This is a genomic window from Paenibacillus sp. FSL W8-0919 (genome assembly GCF_038003785.1).
Lineage (GTDB): Bacteria > Bacillota > Bacilli > Paenibacillales > Paenibacillaceae > Paenibacillus_AQ > Paenibacillus_AQ lactis.
The window spans coordinates 2,909,707-2,925,854 of the sequence record NZ_JBBOPV010000001.1; the positions used below are offsets into that span (position 1 = coordinate 2,909,707).

Genomic DNA, 16,148 nt, shown 5'->3' on the forward strand with positions numbered 1-16,148 from the left:
TCACAGATGCTATTCCCACATTATTACCGAAGAAAACATGCTGTAAACTTATGTCAAGGCGGGCAAAATGAGCCCGTCATACTCATGATGAAAACGACAAAAAACCAGGTCTGCATCCGGGGGATGCAGCCTGGTTATTATGGTTTACGTATGAATGATATTGCACATCATCGTATAAGGTTTTTTGGACCCACGATAAAAATATAATACTACAACGGAAAGTATAAGTCTATATTTTTTTCCCGAAACCCCTATACTTAAAGCTATTCTTTAAGGGAGGGAGCGTAGGGTTATGCGGAATGGGAAGGAAACGGAAGAGCGTGAATATCTTGCACATGTTCAGAAGGAGCTTCAGCGAACGCTGGCAGAGCTGGAAGGGAAGGTATCCGATTCGTATCGGGACATCATAGAGGCGAAGAAATACCTGTGGGTCAATATGGCGCAGCTGGATGCCGCGGAACGAGCGGCGAACCGCGTGGATATTTCGTTGTCCATCGATGCCGGGGAGAAGACGGTGGCCCGGTTGCAAAAAATACGCAAGCTGTTAGGCTCGCCTTACTTCGGCAGAGTGGATTTTCGTACTAAGCGGCAGCCGGATGCCGGCGCTTATTATATCGGCATTCATTCCTTTGTCGAAGAAGAGAGTCAGCATCACCTGATCTACGACTGGCGGTCGCCGGTAGCCAGCCTGTTCTACGACTACGAGACGGGACCGGCATCCTACCTTGCGCCTGCGGGGATCGTTGACGGCGAGATTACGGCAAAGCGGCAATATAAAATCAAAAATGGCGTGCTGGAGTACATGATCGAGAGCTCGATGATTATACATGACGATGTTCTGCAAAAGGAGCTGAGCAGCACTTCGGATGAGAAAATGAAAAATATCGTGGCTACCATTCAACAGGAGCAAAACGCCATAATCCGGAACGAAAACGCAAACGAGTTGATCATTCAGGGGGCGGCCGGATCGGGAAAAACCTCCGTCGCGCTGCATAGAGTGGCTTATCTGCTGTACAGATATAAGGAAACGCTCAGATCGAGCGACATTCTCATCATCTCACCGAACAAGGTGTTCTCCGACTACATTTCGAACGTCCTGCCGGAGCTGGGCGAGGAGAAGATCATGGAAGTAGGCATGGAGGAGCTGGCTGAGAAGGAGCTGGCGGGCGTCTGGGGCTTCCAGACATTCTATGAGCAGGTGGAGGAGCTGCTGAACGGCGAGGATCCTGGCAGCGCCGAGCGCATCAGGTATAAGGCAAGACGGGAATTTGTCCTTGAGCTTGAAGCTTTCATGAGCTATGCGGACAAGCATTTCTTCGAGCCTGCCGACATCCACATGGACCGAGTGCAGCTGCCGGCACATGAGATTTGGAGCGTTTATGAGCGGAATATACAGCTGCCTGTTAAACAGAGGCTCGAAAAAACAGCGCTTCTGCTAGCCGCAGGAGCGCGGACGGATGACGGGGAGCGGCTCACGAAATCCGAAACGAACAAAATCAAAACCGCGGTCAAGAAAATGTATAAACTCCAGCAACCGCTCGGCCTGTACAAGGCGTTTTATGCGCATGCCAATCAGCCGGAGCTGTTTAAGATGAAAGGGAAGAGCCTGATCGAGTATGCCGATGTTTTTCCGCTGATCTACCTAAAGATGTATTTGGAGGGCAGCTCGCCTTACGACCGGGTGAGACATTTGCTGGTTGACGAAATGCAGGATTATACGCCAGTGCAGTATGCGGTGTTGTCCCGCTGGTTCCCATGCAAGAAGACGATACTCGGTGACAGCAAGCAGTCGGTGAATGTTTATTCCTCCAGTACGCTGCAGACGATCAAGACCATTTTTCCGCAAGCGGATATCATTGAGCTGTCCAAAAGCTATCGCTCGACCCGGGAGATTATGGAGTTTGCCAAGGAGATACAGCCCGGCGGCACGATGATTCCGATCGACCGTCATGGCGAACCGCCGCGCATCCTTTCTTGCGACAGCCATGAACAAGAGCTGGATATGCTCAGGAAGCTCAGTCAAAGCTTTCTGGAGTCGGATTATCATACGATGGGGATCATTTGCAAGACGCGGGCGCAGGCCAGGCAGGTATATGATGCTCTGAAACATCTGCAAGAGAACGTCCATTTGCTCGATTTCGAGAGCGAGCAGTTCCGGGAGGGCATTACGGTGACTTGCTCGCATATGGCCAAAGGCCTCGAGTTCGATCAGGTCGCCATCCCGTTTGTGAATGCCGCATGCTACCGTTCCGAGATGGATCGAAGCCTGCTATACATCGCCTGTACCCGGGCTATGCACGCATTGGCCATAACCCATACAGGCCGGAAATCTCCTTGGCTTCCTTAGGGAAACCGATGAGCTTTGCGTCTACAACTCATTAAGTCCACCTGGTTTGTATTGGCAACCCCCATGTTATCAAACGGGGTTCTGATTTGCACTTCATGGTGTTATCCATTTAATTTTAGGCGAATGATGCAAAACGGGTTCTCAGAGGGATTTTTCATAACATTTTCTGTTTTTTAGGAGTTTATATTGTTAGGAGAGTCATTAATTCTAAATATGGGAGGGATAATCTGAAAAAATTCTGATTTACGAAGAGGTTTATGCAGAGACTCCTTTATCAAATCTAGTGCAGAAAAAGGTTCCTCCACAGAAGATGGTGGTGGTAGTGTCTAAGCAGATCCCCCCCTTCCTTATTGTTCGAGTGGTACCTTTGACTCGACTTTAAAATATGTAAAACGGGTGAATTGGAAAGAAACTATCTCACTAGATTACAGTAATTAAATTTGATCCCTGCCAAGGCAAATAATTAATGATATCCGGAGGTAAGGCTAACTTGAAAAAGAAAACAATCATTAAAACAATCATTGCTTTAGTAGCAGTATTTTCAGTTGTTGCAATGAGCACCGCAGCATTTGCAGCCACATCAGCCCCTATTGGTTCTAAAAACAATCCAGATAAGCTTATGGCTACTACTCGAGAAGAATCGAAACGGACTTATAAAGAGGTTTACGAAAATACACCTTTCATTATTGATTCTAGAACCGGTAAGCATGTTGAAAAGCCCGATATTGACTTCTAACAAAAAACTAAACCCTAGTTTAGGGTTAGTCAGATTGTCGAGAGACCCTGTGCTTTTTTCAAAGTACAGGGTTTCTTACATTTCAAATGGTCGGTGCGAAGCATCGACACGTCCCTTACCATACCGTTCTGGATAGTGTGAAGTACAATCATCAAGATATCCCCAGAAAATCTCGTTGTCTTTAAAGCGATTACAAAGATTCCATTGCCAATATCGCGAAGACGGAAGGAGGACTATTTTTTTTATAGAAACTAATAAGATGGAGGTATCACAGCTTTGAACGAAAGGGGGAACATTCGGACAAGGCAAACTTAACGAAAGAGGAAGTGATATGGGAAATTGGACTCACACCGAATACTTGCTGACTTTTTTAAGAAGACGTGGCCGATTTATGTGTTGTCGATTTGCTGTCATTTGGTAGCCAATATGTTTCATGTCAATTTTCCGCGTGTGCTCGGTCATTTTACGGACGATCTACAGGACGGGCTGCTGTCTGCAGGCGGAATCGCATCGTACAGCTGGACGCTGCTCGGTATCGGGATTGGCTTCGCGGTGATGGGGGGCATCGGCCAATACCTGGTGATGTATACGGGACGGTACTTCGAATTCGTAAACCGTCGTCGGCTGTTCGTTCATTTCACCGGGCTGAGCGAGCGGTTCTATTCCCGGAACGGCGTCGGCAAGCTGCTCAGTTATTTCATGAACGATGTGAAGACCGTAAGGGAATCCATCTCCATGGGAGTTAACCAGTCCGTGAATGCGTCGATTCTGCTGGTGTCCACCATCGTCATGCTGATGATTACGAATGTTCCGTTCTATGTGGTGGCCGCGTCCATCGCTCCCCTTCTGCTAATTCCGGTGATCGTCGTGTGGCTGGGACCGATTATTCGGAGCAGATCGCTTGCGGTGCAAGAGGCGCTTGGCGTCATGACCGAATCAGCGGAGGAGCAGTTTGGCGGCATTCGCGTTACGAAGAAATTCGCGGTGGAAGATATTATGAAACGCAGATTTGGCGCAACGGTTGACAGCATTCTGAACAAGCAGCTAAGCATGGTGCGCGCCTCATCGCTATTCCAGTCCATCATTCCGTTTCTAGGTGCTTCTTCGCTCATCATCGCGCTCCTGTTCGGCGGATACCTGACGGTGATCGGACGCATGACGGTCGGAAACTTTGTTGCACTGACGCTGTACATCCGCATGCTGATGAACCCGCTGCAGCAGATCGGGAACGTCATCAACGCGGTCCAGCGGGCTAGGGCTTCCCTTGACCGGCTGAACGCCCTGCTTGACGAGCAGCCGGATATCAAGGAATTGCCGAATGCCAAGGAGCTGGATCCGGCCCGCACGGGGATCGAAATACGGCATTTGAATTTCGCTTACGATCGACCCGGCCACGGGGAGGATGAAGCCAGGGACGTGCTTCGGAATATCCATTTGAAGGTCCCTCCCGGGACAACGCTGGGCATTATCGGTCGCACCGGCAGCGGAAAGACCACGCTCATGAAGCTGCTGCTTCGCACTTACGATCCGCCGCCGGACACGATCCGCATCGGCGGCGAGGATATCCGGAATCTCACGCTTAAGAGTCTGCGGGAAGGGATCGCCTACGTTCCACAGGACGGGTTCCTGTTCAGCTCGACCATTCGGGAGAACATCGCTTTTTATAATCGGGATACTGTGCTGGCTGATGTCGAGGAAGCGGCAAGGAAGGCGAGGGTGTACGACAATATCGCAGAATTCCCGAACCGGTTCGAAACGCGGCTCGGCGAGCGCGGGATTACGCTGTCCGGAGGGCAGCGTCAACGTACCAGTCTGGCCCGGGGCATTATCAAGGACGCCCCCATCCTTATCCTGGACGACAGCGTCAGCGCCGTCGACGCGGTAACGGAGACGGAAATCATGGAGACGATCCGCCGCATTCGGCATGGAAAGACGACGATCATTATCGCTCACCGGATCAGTGCGCTGAAGCATGCCGATCACATTATCGTTCTGGACCGGGGGGAAATCGTGCAGCAAGGCACGCATGAGTCGCTGCTGCGTCAGGACGGGGTGTATCGGATGCTGCACGATATCCAGGAAGAAGGGATGGTGCACCATGGCACAGGCCATTAACAATTGGCAGATGGATCAGAAGGCCGATCCGAACGCACCGGTGCCTAAGACGAAGCCGGTCTCGACCATCCGCGCGTTGTCCGGTTACATGAAAGAGCACCGGCTTACCTTTGCCGCATTTATCGGCTGTACCTTGATCGCCATTTCCGCCGAGCTGCTGCAGCCTTACTTGATGAAAATCGCGATCGACGATAACCTGTTGGTCGGCAAGAATGATGTCCGTGGATTGATGATCATATGCGCCATCTACTTTCTCTTGTCGCTCATAAGCATGGTCTTCACTTATTTGCAGAACAATCTGCTGCAGAAGGCCGGACAGAGCATCGTTGCAAGTATCCGGAAGCGGCTGTTCGCGCATATATCCAAGCTGTCGATGTCCTACTTCGACAAGGTGCCAAGCGGCAGTCTCATCACGCATGTATCCAGCGATACGGAGTCGGTCAGCCAGTTCTTCAACCAGGTGCTGCTAAGTGTCTTCCGCGACGGATTCACCTTGATCTTCATTTTGGTGATGATGTTCCAGCTGGACGTGACGCTTACCCTGTACTGCCTCATTCTGCTGCCGATCATTGCAGGAATCGCGATCGCCTTCCGTCGTTATATGCGGCATACGTATCAAATGGCAAGAACGCGGCTGTCCCGGCTTGTCGCGTTCACAGCGGAGAACTTATCCGGCATGAATCTCGTCCAGGCATTCCATCAGGAGGAGGAGCAGGAGCGGCAGTTCAAAGAACGCAACGATTCCTATTTCAAGGCGAATCTTCGGGAAATCCGGACCAACGTGCTGTTCAACCGGACGTATGAAATTTTGAACAATCTGGCGATAGCGGTCGTGACCTGGCTCGGCGGGCGCGCAGTGCTGGGCCTGACGCTCGAATTCGGCGTCCTGTATGCCTTCATTACGTACATCCGGATGTTCTTCCAGCCGATCAATACGATCACTCAGCAGTGGAATACGCTGCAATCGGCGAGCGTGGCGATCAACCGGATCTGGGGGTTGCTTGCGGTTCAGCCGGAAGTGACCGATCCGAAGACGCCGGTCCGGATGGATCAAGCGAAGGTTCAGGGGCGGATCGATTTCAATCGGATTACGTTCGGTTATGGGGACGGAGCGCCGGTCATTCGGGATCTGGACCTTCACGTGAAGCCCGGCGAGATGATCGGCATCGTCGGCACGACGGGAGCGGGCAAAAGCTCGCTGATCAGCCTGCTGTGCCGCTTCTATGATGTACAGGAAGGAAGCGTCAAAATCGACGGCATCGATATTCGGGAGATGGCGCAATCCGACCTGCACCGGATCGTCGGGCTGGTCCAGCAAGAGCCCTATCTCTACTCCGGGACGGTGCTGGATAATGTGCGGCTGTTCGATGACAGCATCTCCAAGGAGCGGGTGATCGAGGCATGCCGATTTATCGGTGCAGACCCGATCATTCAGGGGATGAGCAAAGGATATGACACCCGGCTGTCGGAGCGGGGCAGCGGCCTTTCCGCAGGCGAGCGGCAGCTGATCTCCTTCGCCCGAATTATTGTATTCCAGCCGAAAATTCTGATCCTGGACGAAGCAACTGCAAATCTCGACTCGCATACGGAGCAGCTGATCCAGAATGCGCTGCTTCTCGTCGCCCAGGGGCGGACCACGCTCGTAATCGCCCACCGTCTGTCGACGATCATGGGGGCAGATCGGATTCTGGTCATGAGTAAAGGCCAGATCGCCGAGCAGGGCACGCATCAGGAGCTGCTCGATTCACACGGGTATTACGAGGAGTTGTATCTTCACTCCCAAGGGCAGAAGCAGAAGCGGGAACGTGCTGGGGCCGGGCTATACCGGTCACAGTAACGAAAGTGAATCTTTAAGGATAGAGGACGGGGCCGGGAAGGAGGGCTTCGTCCTCTTTTTAGTCATATGATAAAGCTATGGATAATCAATGTTTTTAATATTTTTCATAAGCTTCTTTCTCATGATAGCATACCCATATAAACGGCAGATGGGGAGGGATCCAGTGAGACTTGTAATCGCCATGGTTTTGGTGGTTGTTCTGTCAGCTTGTCAATCCGAACCGAAGAAGGGAGAGGCGGAGGATATGAATATGAATCAGAGTCTCATCGAACACGCTGAGCAGGGGAACACCGAGCGTGTAAAGGAACTGCTGCAAGCCGGAGCAGCGATCAATGCAACCGACGAGGCCGGCAGAACAGCGGTGATGGCTGCTGCCTACAACAATCATATTGAGACCGTGCAGCTGCTGATCGAAGAGGGGGCGGATATCGATATCCGGGACCGCAATCTTAATAATGTATTTCTCTATGCCGGTGCTGAAGGGCAGCTTGAGATCTTGCGATTGGCGATTGCGGCTGGCGCAGATCCGACGCTCACCAACCGATTTGGCGGAACGGCTCTGATCCCGGCTTCGGAACGGGGGCATGTCGAAATCGTGCGCGAGCTTCTGACCCGGACGGACGTCGATGTCAACCATGTCAACAACCTGGATTGGACAGCCCTGCTTGAGGCTATCATTCTTGGAGACGGCGGAGAGAGGCATCAGGAGATCGTCAAATTGCTGATTGAACATGGGGCCGACATTCATCTTGCCGACGGTAACGGGGTAAGCCCGCTGCGGCACGCGCAGGAGCGCGGGTTTAAAGAGATCGAACGCATATTGCTGGAGGCCGCCGGGTCTTGATGAACGCGGCATACATCAGTGAAGCAGAAGAGAGGGGATTTACGGATGACAGAACAACGACAGGGCGCTGCCTGCTGGCTCTTGAACGTTCGGCTGGAGACAGGCTATCGATATGAGAATGATGTGGTGACGAGCACGGAAACCGCGATTTTTCATGTGAAAATAGAGAACGGCGTGTTCGCCGAGATCCGCCCGGGGCATGACCTTCCCAAAACAACGCTGCCGGTACGGGATCTTAGCAAAGGACTTATGCTTCCCGCCTTTCGGGACATGCATATCCATCTGGACAAAACGTATTACGGAGGCCCATGGAAGGCGCCATCCGTTCCGACGAAAGGCATTGTCAGCCGGCTGGAGGAAGAGGAACGTCTTCTTCCCGAGCTGCTGCCTGTGGCCAGAGAAAGAGCTGAAGAACTCTTGGACCTGTTGATCCGCTTCGGATCGACACAGATCCGCTCCCATTGCAATGTGGATCCGGTCATCGGCTTACATAATCTTGAAGCAACGATGCAAGCGGTGGAGCATTACAAGGATAGGGCGTCCGTCGAGATCGTTGCTTTTCCGCAGCATGGCTTGCTGCGGAGTCAATCCACGGCCCTTGTAAGGGAAGCACTCCGTAACGGAGCATCGATTGTGGGCGGGGTCGACCCGGCGACGCTGGACGAGAATATGGAAAAATCCCTTCAAACCGTGATGGAGCTGGCGGCCTACGCGAATGCCGATATCGATCTTCATCTCCACGAGCCGGGCGATGTCGGGATGAAGACGTTCCGGCATCTGGCCGATCTGACGGAACAGGCCGGCTGGCAGGGAAGGGTTACGCTCAGCCATGCGCTGGCTCTGGCTGATGTCTCATCGGCTGAGGCGGCCGAGATGGCATCACGACTTTCAGAGCTGGGGATTTCCATAGCCTCGTCCGTATCCTTGGGCCGTACGATTCCGATCCCGCTGCTTAAACGCCACGGGGTCAGTGTATCGCTGGGTCAGGACAGCATTATGGATCACTGGTCGCCGTTCGGCACGGGCGACAATCTGGCGAAGGCGGGCACGCTGGCCGAACGCTTCGGACTGAGCGATGAGCGTTCGCTGGGACAGACCCTCGGCTTCATTACCGGAGGAATCACGCCGCTGGACAGAAATGGACAATGGGCGTGGCCGAAGGTTGGCGATGTGGCCAATGCCGTCATCGTAGCTGCCAGCTGCTCTGCCGAAGCCATGGCGAGAAGGCCTGAGCGCAAGGCTGTGCTTCATCGGGGCCGGTGGGTCTACGAGGCTTGACCCAAGCATTGGGGAGACATGGAGATTTTATCTTGGGTGTGGTGGGTGGTAGACATGCCCGTATCAACATCAGCTTCCTGCAATGGAGTAAAAGTTCGAGCTACCGCCGGTCCGCTTAACTAATAAAGAGGGTTTCCCAAAAGTCATCATAACTGAGGGACGACCCTCTTTTCATTTCGTCAAACAAACGGAATCGATAGCGGCACATCCAACATCGATTCCGGCCGGATGTTAAAGAATATGCTTGGTCAGCTGATATAACTTCAGCGCGTCCTTCTTGCTAAGTGTAGGAAGATTGAGATCAACCGCCTTCGTCCGGTCCCAAGCGATTAGAGGCTGCGGCGGCGGGTTGTCCATCAGCTTAATGATCGGTTGAATACTCTTCTCCACCGGCTGTCCGAAGAGTTTTCCCATTACGCGCTGTATTCCCTTGAAAGGCTGGGCCAAATGATTCGTGCCACTATGAGTATATCCGGGATGGTTAAGGATGAAACGCGTCTTCCCTGTCTTGTGGTTCTCGGCATACGCAACCCCGAGCAGATCATTTGCCCGTCCTCCCTGCAGAGTCGCCTTCAGCAGACTATACCCCTGTTGAAGGGTAAGATCATCGTAATGTACGACTCCCTTCGTCATTCCGGTGCCTCCGATGCTTACAATGACCGGGTTGGACCCCCTCTCTAACAATTCCGTCAAACCATAACTCAGAATAAATCTGCTGACATAATAGAGCGCAAATGTGCTTTCAAAACCATCCGGGGTCAACTTCCGTTTAGGAAATAGCTGCATCGCAGTAAGTACCAGCCCGTCAAGCGACGCGTGGCGTTGTTGAACCTCTTTAATGATCCGGCGATTCTCAGACAATGATAAGAGATCAGCTTGAATAAAGGATGCCCGGTCCGCGGCGCCGAGACGTGCAGCCTCATCCAGAAATTCCTTGCCCCGAAGACGGTTGCTGCCGGTCACAGTCACCCTGGTGCCCTGGCGTAAATAGTGGATGGCCAGTCCTTTGCCCATTCCGGAAGTGCCTCCTGCTATAAATAAGTCCTTCATCCTTAACACTCTCCCATAAATTAAGCTATATACGTTGACTAGGCAACAGTTGTCAATTAACATATTAGAAGCAATATCCAATTCTAATCAATAAGCAAAAAAGTCGATCTGTTGTGTAGTCAACAATCGATCGAAATCGTATTTTTCCCGGCAGGTGATCGCGGGACAAGGAGGTGATGTGGGATGGGTTTAGTGAACCCGAATGACCCTCGCGCGAAGCGAACGAGGAAATATATTCAGAAAGCATTTACAGATTTGCTCGCAGAAATGGACTTCGAGGACCTCTCGATTCAAGATATTATGGATCGGGCTGAACTGAACCGAGCAACCTTTTATAACCATTATCAAGATAAATATGAATTGCTTGAGTTGACCATGAGCGGCGCATTTACAGAGATTCTATCTAAATGGATTCCTCCTGGTACGCGAATGCAGGGTGCAGAGCTGTTGCGTAATCTAATGCTGGCGGTCTGTGAATGGCAGATTGAAATGACGAAGCAGCTGAATGCACGGCGGACCCTGTCGCAGGCGATGGAGGACAATGCCAAGCAACAACTGTACAATGGCATCATCTCATGCATGGAGCATGTCAAAGACCTCTCGGCGGAAGAACGCCGGAGAATGGAATGGGTCGCAACGATGATCAGCTGGTCGATCTATGGGGTGGTTGTGAAGTGGTGTCAATGTCAGGAAGAGCCAGCGGAACAATTCATCGAGCAAGTACTACCCTTCCTCATGTCGAACTTGCGTACGCTTGATCTGCATGATTCAAAAGAGGAGTTTTAAGGGCAATTGAATTCTATGCAACTCCCTAGTCTTCGCAGTCACTTATGGTGTGGTTCTCCGTGATGAATCTTCAACTAAACAGCCAGTAGCTTTATGATATGCATCGTCAGTCTAATACTTTTATAGCTGAGGGTGTTCCAAAGTCTACTTTTGGGACACCCTCTTTTATTTTATATGCTGCTTTTGCTGTATTTGCAGAAAATATTTTGGAACTATAGCCGTACGATTTGAAATTCAACGCTTGCTATGACATTGGTGTTATTGTTTACACTTGGCGTGAATACATGAGGAAGGGTGATTGTTTATGGTATTTACTCAGGTGACGGTAATGGGGCTTGGCCCCATGGGAAGATCGCTGGCAGGAGCTTTGCTTAAAAAAGGTCATTCGGTGACATTATGGAACCGCTCTCCGGGGAAATCGGATGAATTAATTAGCTTAGGCGGAGTATTGGCTCCTACCGTTGCTGAGGCCGCTTCAGCAAGTTCGTTAATCGTGATCTGTGTGTTGAATTATGATGCGGTTCGATCCATTGTGGAGCAATCCGGTGATACGCTTCGGGGAAAAACGTTAGTGAATCTCACCGGCGGCACTCCATCGGCAGCAAGGGAGATGGCAAAATGGGCATCTCAGGCGGGCATCGACTATTTGGACGGATCGATCATCGTTCCGGCAATCGGCGAGCCTTCTGGCGTCATATTGTACAGCGGGTCGGAAAGTGCGTATAAGTCTTATCACAGCACATTGATGAATCTGGTAGGAACGTCCACGTTTCTTAGTACCGATCCAGGACGAGCATCCGCGTTTGACATCGCGCTGCTTGACATTTTCTGGACTGCCATGAGCGGTTATATTCATGCCTTGGCACTTGCTGATGCCGAGCAGATTCCGGTAACGAGCCTCGTACCTTATGCTCGTGATATTGTTGGAATGCTCCCTGACATTATGTCCGAATTTGCCAATCAATTTGATAGCGGCCACTACCCTGGACAAGAATCGAATCTTCATTCCACCGCAGCAGTCATGCAGAATATTATCACCGCTTCCAGGGAGAGCGGAATCGATGTTAGCATCATGAGTGAGGTCAAAGCTTTAGTGGATAAGGCAGTTGAACTTGGTTATGGTGCACAGGACTTCTCCCGGTTGGCAGAAATCATCCGGCAAGGAAGCAGAGTCAAAGGGGCGTAACTGAACGCGGATCCTGCTTAAGACTTTCCTTCATAGATTGGATTTGTCCATTCAATTCCGTGCGGATCCCGGTCAGCTTCTTGATCGTATCATCGATTTCCTGCAGATACGACTCATACTCGAGCAGCATGTTCTCGCAATGCCGAGTGGCATCGATAAGCGTCTGGGAGTCGGTACAATTCAAAGTGCGTTCGATTTGTTCGGTTGTCAGTCCCAGGCTCAAGTAAGCCTTGATTTGTTTAATCCGATCAATGGCGGTTTCATCGTACACTCGATACCCGTTTTGTAATCGGAAGACCGTAATCAGGTTCTTCTGTTCGTAGTACCGAATGGAGCGAATGCTGGCTCCCGTTCGTTTGGACAACTCGCTAATTTTCATTGAGCAGCGCCCCTTTGCGTTAAAGGTTGAAAAAAAGATTAAAGATCTATACCTCATATGAGCATATCGCGGAGTTTCGTTGCAGCCAGTGATAGATACCGGTTCTTTCAATATCAGGTAATAGGATATCCATAAAGATACATTATTCTTTATGAGGGATCAATCTTAAGCCGCCTTCATGCCCAGCTCATGGCCGGGTGATGAAGGCGGCTTGTTCGGTTCTTTTATTTTGGATGAACAGGGAGGGTTATTTTCACCGCGGTGCCGTAGCCTTCCTCGCTTTGGATATGCACCCCATATGGAGGGCCGAACAATAGCTGGATGCGGCCGTGAACGTTGCTGATGCCGATACCGGATAAATGATGACGCCTCTTCTCGTTAACCTGATCCTCCGAATTTTTCATCCCCACGCCATCATCCATAATCTCTATGATCAGATTTTCCTCAAACCGATGAATGAAAATATGAATGTTACCGCTGACATTTCCAGGGTAGGCGTGAAAGAATGCGTTCTCCACAAAGGGCTGAATAATCAGCTTGGGAACAAGCAGAGGCATGCAATCCTCCGCGATTTCATAATGTACGCCGATCTGTTCGCCATATCTGATCCGGTTAATGAACACATAATGCTTCAGGGACTCGATCTCCGTTTCCACAGTGACCATATCTTCCGTCGAGCCCAGCGTGCTCTGGAGCAAGGAGATCAGACTGTCGATCGTTTGGTCCACCTGATCCGTGTGGTGCATTTTCGATAAGTATTTGATAGAACTTAATGTGTTGTAAAGAAAATGCGGGTTGATCTGCATCTGCAATGCGTTCAGATCCGCTTTTCGGCGCTCCTGCTCCTCATGGACGAGCCGCTCGGTATACTGGTCAATTTCCTTAATCAGCCGGTTGTAGGTTTTGGCCAATATATTGGTTTCATAACTGCCGTTTTCCTCCAAAGGATGAAATATCAGATTATCCCCCTTCGAGGTTTTCATCGTCTTGACCAGCTTGTTCAACGGATGGGTGATCCGCCGGCTTAGGAAGTAAACAAAAACCAAGCTAACGACCAGTACAACGCTTACAACCTTGAAGATTTCGGCAGACAGGCTGTAAAGAGGCGCAAAAGCGGCTCGTTGGTTGATTTCCTCCAGCAAATAGGCATTGAACTCGGGAAGATAGTAGGAAATATAGGTCTCCTTATCCTCCGATTCGGTCCATACGCCGTCCTGCTGGGACGCAGCCTGAGTTGCCAGGGACAGCCGTTCAGTGTCCCGCTTGCTGATCGAATCCTTGTCACTGCTGGACAGGATCGTACCATCGGATGATATAAGCGAAATATGAATGCCTTTGGCGATATAGGCATTGTATTTTTGTTTGATGTTTTGTTCATCCATCACGACAGCCGCATACCCGTACATCAAACCCGTACTGCTGTCCACCAATGGCTTTGTCGCAAAAATATAGTTGTCATAAGGAACGGTTTCCGCAAATAAATCCGGGCTGCTGTGGTAGCTGATCCGATTGGGGATGTTCCCGTCAGTGGTCATGTACGTAGAGACGATATCCTGTGGAATCTTGTCCCATTTGAGCGCGTTGCTGGAATAATGTCTCCCGCCTTCGCCGGGAAGGCCGGATACAATAATATGCGACTTTTCAGGACTCAAATATTCCTTGTACACATCGATGTACCTGCCCAGGGTGATGGCCAGATTGATTTGCTCCAATGTTGTATTGGCAGGCTTGGTAATATAATCCTTGAATTCGTGGCTGCTGTTGATTTGAAGCATGGCATTAACCACCTGGTCGTTATACCTGAGCAATTCATCCTTTGCGATATTCATGTTGGCCGAAGCGTTCCGGACGACCTGGTTGAGCAGAATGCGTTCTGCAATATTGGACGACGCGACGATGAGCACAAAGGAAATAATCGTGATCCCCGACAGCATCAGAATGAGCATCTTAATGAAGATGCTGTTTTTTCGAAGCATGGCAAGCACCTGACTTTTTCTTTAATGAGAGATTTGATGGCGGTATTCGACGGGGGTCATTCCCGTCATCTTCTTGAACACTTTGGAGAAATAGTTATGATCCGAGAAGCCGGTCAGGCGGCTGATCTCCGACACGGAAAGCGATGGATCCAGCAGAAGGTCCTTGGCCTTATCCGTGCGAACCCGATTAATATAGGACGTAAGGTTCTCTTGGGTGCGCTGTTTAAAATACGACGACAAATAGGTGTAGTTCAAATGCAGCGCGTTTGCCATTTCCGATAATGAAATTTCATTGGCATAATGTTCATTTACGTATTCATAGATCTGGTGCAGTATGATCGATTGCCGATAATCCTTGCCTTGAACGACATGTCTAACCTTCTCCAGAAATTGAACCATGATATGTTCCAGCTCCTCGATATCAAAGGCAAGATCAATCATTTTGAAGAGCTTCAGCTTGGAGGAGCCAAGCTCGGCTATCGGCTGTTTGAGCTGCTCCAGTGTAAAAAGGGTAGAGTAAACCAGATTCTGGCATAGCCGCTTCAAGCTGTATTCGTCATACGAGAGATGAGCCTTCGTCTCAGAGAAAAGCGCTCTTATCATCGCGATCGATTCGTCCGTCGAAAACGTGCGCAGCGTGCTGATATATTGCCGTTCATCGAAGCTGGTTTTCTCGCCGCTAATCGTAATCTCGTCTTCAGCCACCATGGCTTGCCCGCTAAAATACAACAGCCTTCCGAGATGTGACGATAATCTCTCGTGTTCCCCTTTAAGGGAGCGGAAATGATCAAATGGATGCGAGAGGACATAGCATATATATTTCAACGAATCCTTGACACGCTCCGCGAATCGCCGCAAGGCGGCGATGACTTCTACGGATTGCGAAGAATCATAATTAACGAGCAGAAGCGATTCATTTTTCAGGAACGCGCAGCAATGTGCCAGACCCGCTAACTGCTCAGAGGCCAGGCCAATGATCCGATCCTCGATTTGGCTCTGCGTCCATTTCGTCCGGGATAAGAGCGGGGCTGTGCTTGCTTTGGCTATGATGAAATGCTTTCGATTGAAAATGTGAAGAAGCTCCAGGCTGATATCGTCCCTGACTTCCTGATCCGTTTCGTGATCCAGCCATCGGCCCAGCATAAGCGCGGGATCTTTTTTCGCCGGCTGGCTGCCAGGGCTGTTCAAATTCATGCTGCTGCATAAGGACTGAATGAGCGAGACGAGTTCGGTTGCCGATACTTTGGGTTTGAGCAAGTAGTCCGTAACCCCGTATTTAAACACTTCGCGCACATAATTGTACTCGCTATAGCTGCTTAACACGACGATCTTGATGTCGGGATACCGTGCACGCATCGTCTTGGTCAGCTCCACGCCGTCCATCACGGGCATGACAATATCGGTAATTACGACATGGGGGTCGGCCGCTTCGATCAGCTGAAGCGCTTCTTGACCATTCGCAGCTTGGGCGACGATCTCGATTCCATATTCGCTCCAATTACATAGATGTAATATGCCGGCACGTAAAATGGCTTCATCATCCACAATCATGACCCGATAGGTTGCGATAGGGTTATCCATGATTACACCTCGTTGCAATTTCTTATTTCCTCA

General features: G+C 50.6%; 12 protein-coding genes. 8 read left to right on the plus strand and 4 right to left on the minus strand.

Annotation, left to right across the window (positions count from 1 at the left end):
• Positions 1–292 precede the first annotated feature (292 nt).
• From NST44_RS12945 to NST44_RS12970, 6 genes are all read left to right on the plus strand, one after another.
• Positions 293–2,347, plus strand: coding sequence for a HelD family protein (locus NST44_RS12945; protein WP_213613521.1), 2,055 nt, complete (start codon positions 293–295; stop codon positions 2,345–2,347).
• 490 nt (positions 2,348–2,837) lie between these two features.
• A complete protein-coding gene (locus NST44_RS12950) occupies positions 2,838–3,083 on the plus strand; it encodes a hypothetical protein (protein WP_210095007.1) in 246 nt (81 codons plus the stop codon).
• Positions 3,084–3,422: 339 nt separating this feature from the next.
• Positions 3,423–5,198: an ABC transporter ATP-binding protein gene (locus NST44_RS12955; protein ID WP_210095008.1), complete on the plus strand. Its 1,776-nt coding sequence runs from the start codon at positions 3,423–3,425 to the stop codon at positions 5,196–5,198.
• On the plus strand, positions 5,182–7,035 hold the full coding sequence (locus tag NST44_RS12960) for an ABC transporter ATP-binding protein (RefSeq protein ID WP_213613519.1): 1,854 nt from the start codon (positions 5,182–5,184) through the stop codon (positions 7,033–7,035). The genes NST44_RS12955 and NST44_RS12960 overlap by 17 nt, the downstream gene beginning before the upstream one ends.
• A gap of 163 nt (positions 7,036–7,198) precedes the next feature.
• Positions 7,199–7,879, plus strand: coding sequence for an ankyrin repeat domain-containing protein (locus NST44_RS12965; RefSeq protein ID WP_210095010.1), 681 nt, complete (start codon positions 7,199–7,201; stop codon positions 7,877–7,879).
• Between the two features lie 45 nt (positions 7,880–7,924).
• The gene (locus NST44_RS12970; protein ID WP_340899773.1) at positions 7,925–9,157 is read left to right on the plus strand and encodes an amidohydrolase; all 1,233 of its coding nucleotides are present in this window, start codon (positions 7,925–7,927) and stop codon (positions 9,155–9,157) included.
• Positions 9,158–9,388: 231 nt separating this feature from the next.
• On the opposite strand, the gene NST44_RS12975 is transcribed toward NST44_RS12970, so the two are convergent.
• Positions 9,389–10,270: an SDR family NAD(P)-dependent oxidoreductase gene (locus tag NST44_RS12975; protein WP_340899774.1), complete on the minus strand. Its 882-nt coding sequence runs from the start codon at positions 10,268–10,270 to the stop codon at positions 9,389–9,391.
• A 120-nt stretch (positions 10,271–10,390) separates the two neighbouring features.
• Here NST44_RS12975 and NST44_RS12980 point away from each other — a divergent pair, with 120 nt between their 5' ends.
• Both NST44_RS12980 and NST44_RS12985 read left to right on the plus strand, forming a co-directional pair.
• Entirely contained in the window at positions 10,391–10,993 is a 603-nt protein-coding gene (locus tag NST44_RS12980; RefSeq protein WP_007127553.1) for a TetR family transcriptional regulator, read from the plus strand.
• 304 nt (positions 10,994–11,297) lie between these two features.
• A complete protein-coding gene (locus tag NST44_RS12985) occupies positions 11,298–12,179 on the plus strand; it encodes an NAD(P)-dependent oxidoreductase (RefSeq protein ID WP_340899777.1) in 882 nt (293 codons plus the stop codon).
• Here NST44_RS12985 and NST44_RS12990 read toward each other — a convergent pair.
• The 3 genes from NST44_RS12990 to NST44_RS13000 form a co-directional block, all read right to left on the minus strand.
• The gene (locus tag NST44_RS12990) at positions 12,166–12,558 is read right to left on the minus strand and encodes a MerR family transcriptional regulator (protein WP_213613513.1); all 393 of its coding nucleotides are present in this window, start codon (positions 12,556–12,558) and stop codon (positions 12,166–12,168) included. The two genes, NST44_RS12985 and NST44_RS12990, sit on opposite strands and share 14 nt — an antisense overlap.
• Before the next feature lie 224 nt (positions 12,559–12,782).
• On the minus strand, positions 12,783–14,534 hold the full coding sequence (locus NST44_RS12995; protein ID WP_213613511.1) for a sensor histidine kinase: 1,752 nt from the start codon (positions 14,532–14,534) through the stop codon (positions 12,783–12,785).
• 21 nt (positions 14,535–14,555) lie between these two features.
• Entirely contained in the window at positions 14,556–16,115 is a 1,560-nt protein-coding gene (locus NST44_RS13000) for a response regulator transcription factor (protein WP_213613509.1), read from the minus strand.
• Between the last annotated feature and the right edge of the window lie 33 nt (positions 16,116–16,148).

Bases quoted from the DNA above. Each gene is read 5' to 3' on its own strand.
- NST44_RS12945 (WP_213613521.1), top strand. From the start codon at position 293: ATGCGGAATGGGAAGGAAACGGAAGAGCGTGAATATCTTGCACATGTT.
- NST44_RS12995 (WP_213613511.1), bottom strand. From the start codon at position 14,534: ATGCTTCGAAAAAACAGCATCTTCATTAAGATGCTCATTCTGATGCTG.
- NST44_RS12970 (WP_340899773.1), top strand. From the start codon at position 7,925: ATGACAGAACAACGACAGGGCGCTGCCTGCTGGCTCTTGAACGTTCGG.
- NST44_RS12960 (WP_213613519.1), top strand. From the start codon at position 5,182: ATGGCACAGGCCATTAACAATTGGCAGATGGATCAGAAGGCCGATCCG.
- NST44_RS12975 (WP_340899774.1), bottom strand. From the start codon at position 10,270: ATGTTAATTGACAACTGTTGCCTAGTCAACGTATATAGCTTAATTTAT.
- NST44_RS12985 (WP_340899777.1), top strand. From the start codon at position 11,298: ATGGTATTTACTCAGGTGACGGTAATGGGGCTTGGCCCCATGGGAAGA.
- NST44_RS12990 (WP_213613513.1), bottom strand. From the start codon at position 12,558: ATGAAAATTAGCGAGTTGTCCAAACGAACGGGAGCCAGCATTCGCTCC.
- NST44_RS12980 (WP_007127553.1), top strand. From the start codon at position 10,391: ATGGGTTTAGTGAACCCGAATGACCCTCGCGCGAAGCGAACGAGGAAA.
- NST44_RS13000 (WP_213613509.1), bottom strand. From the start codon at position 16,115: ATGGATAACCCTATCGCAACCTATCGGGTCATGATTGTGGATGATGAA.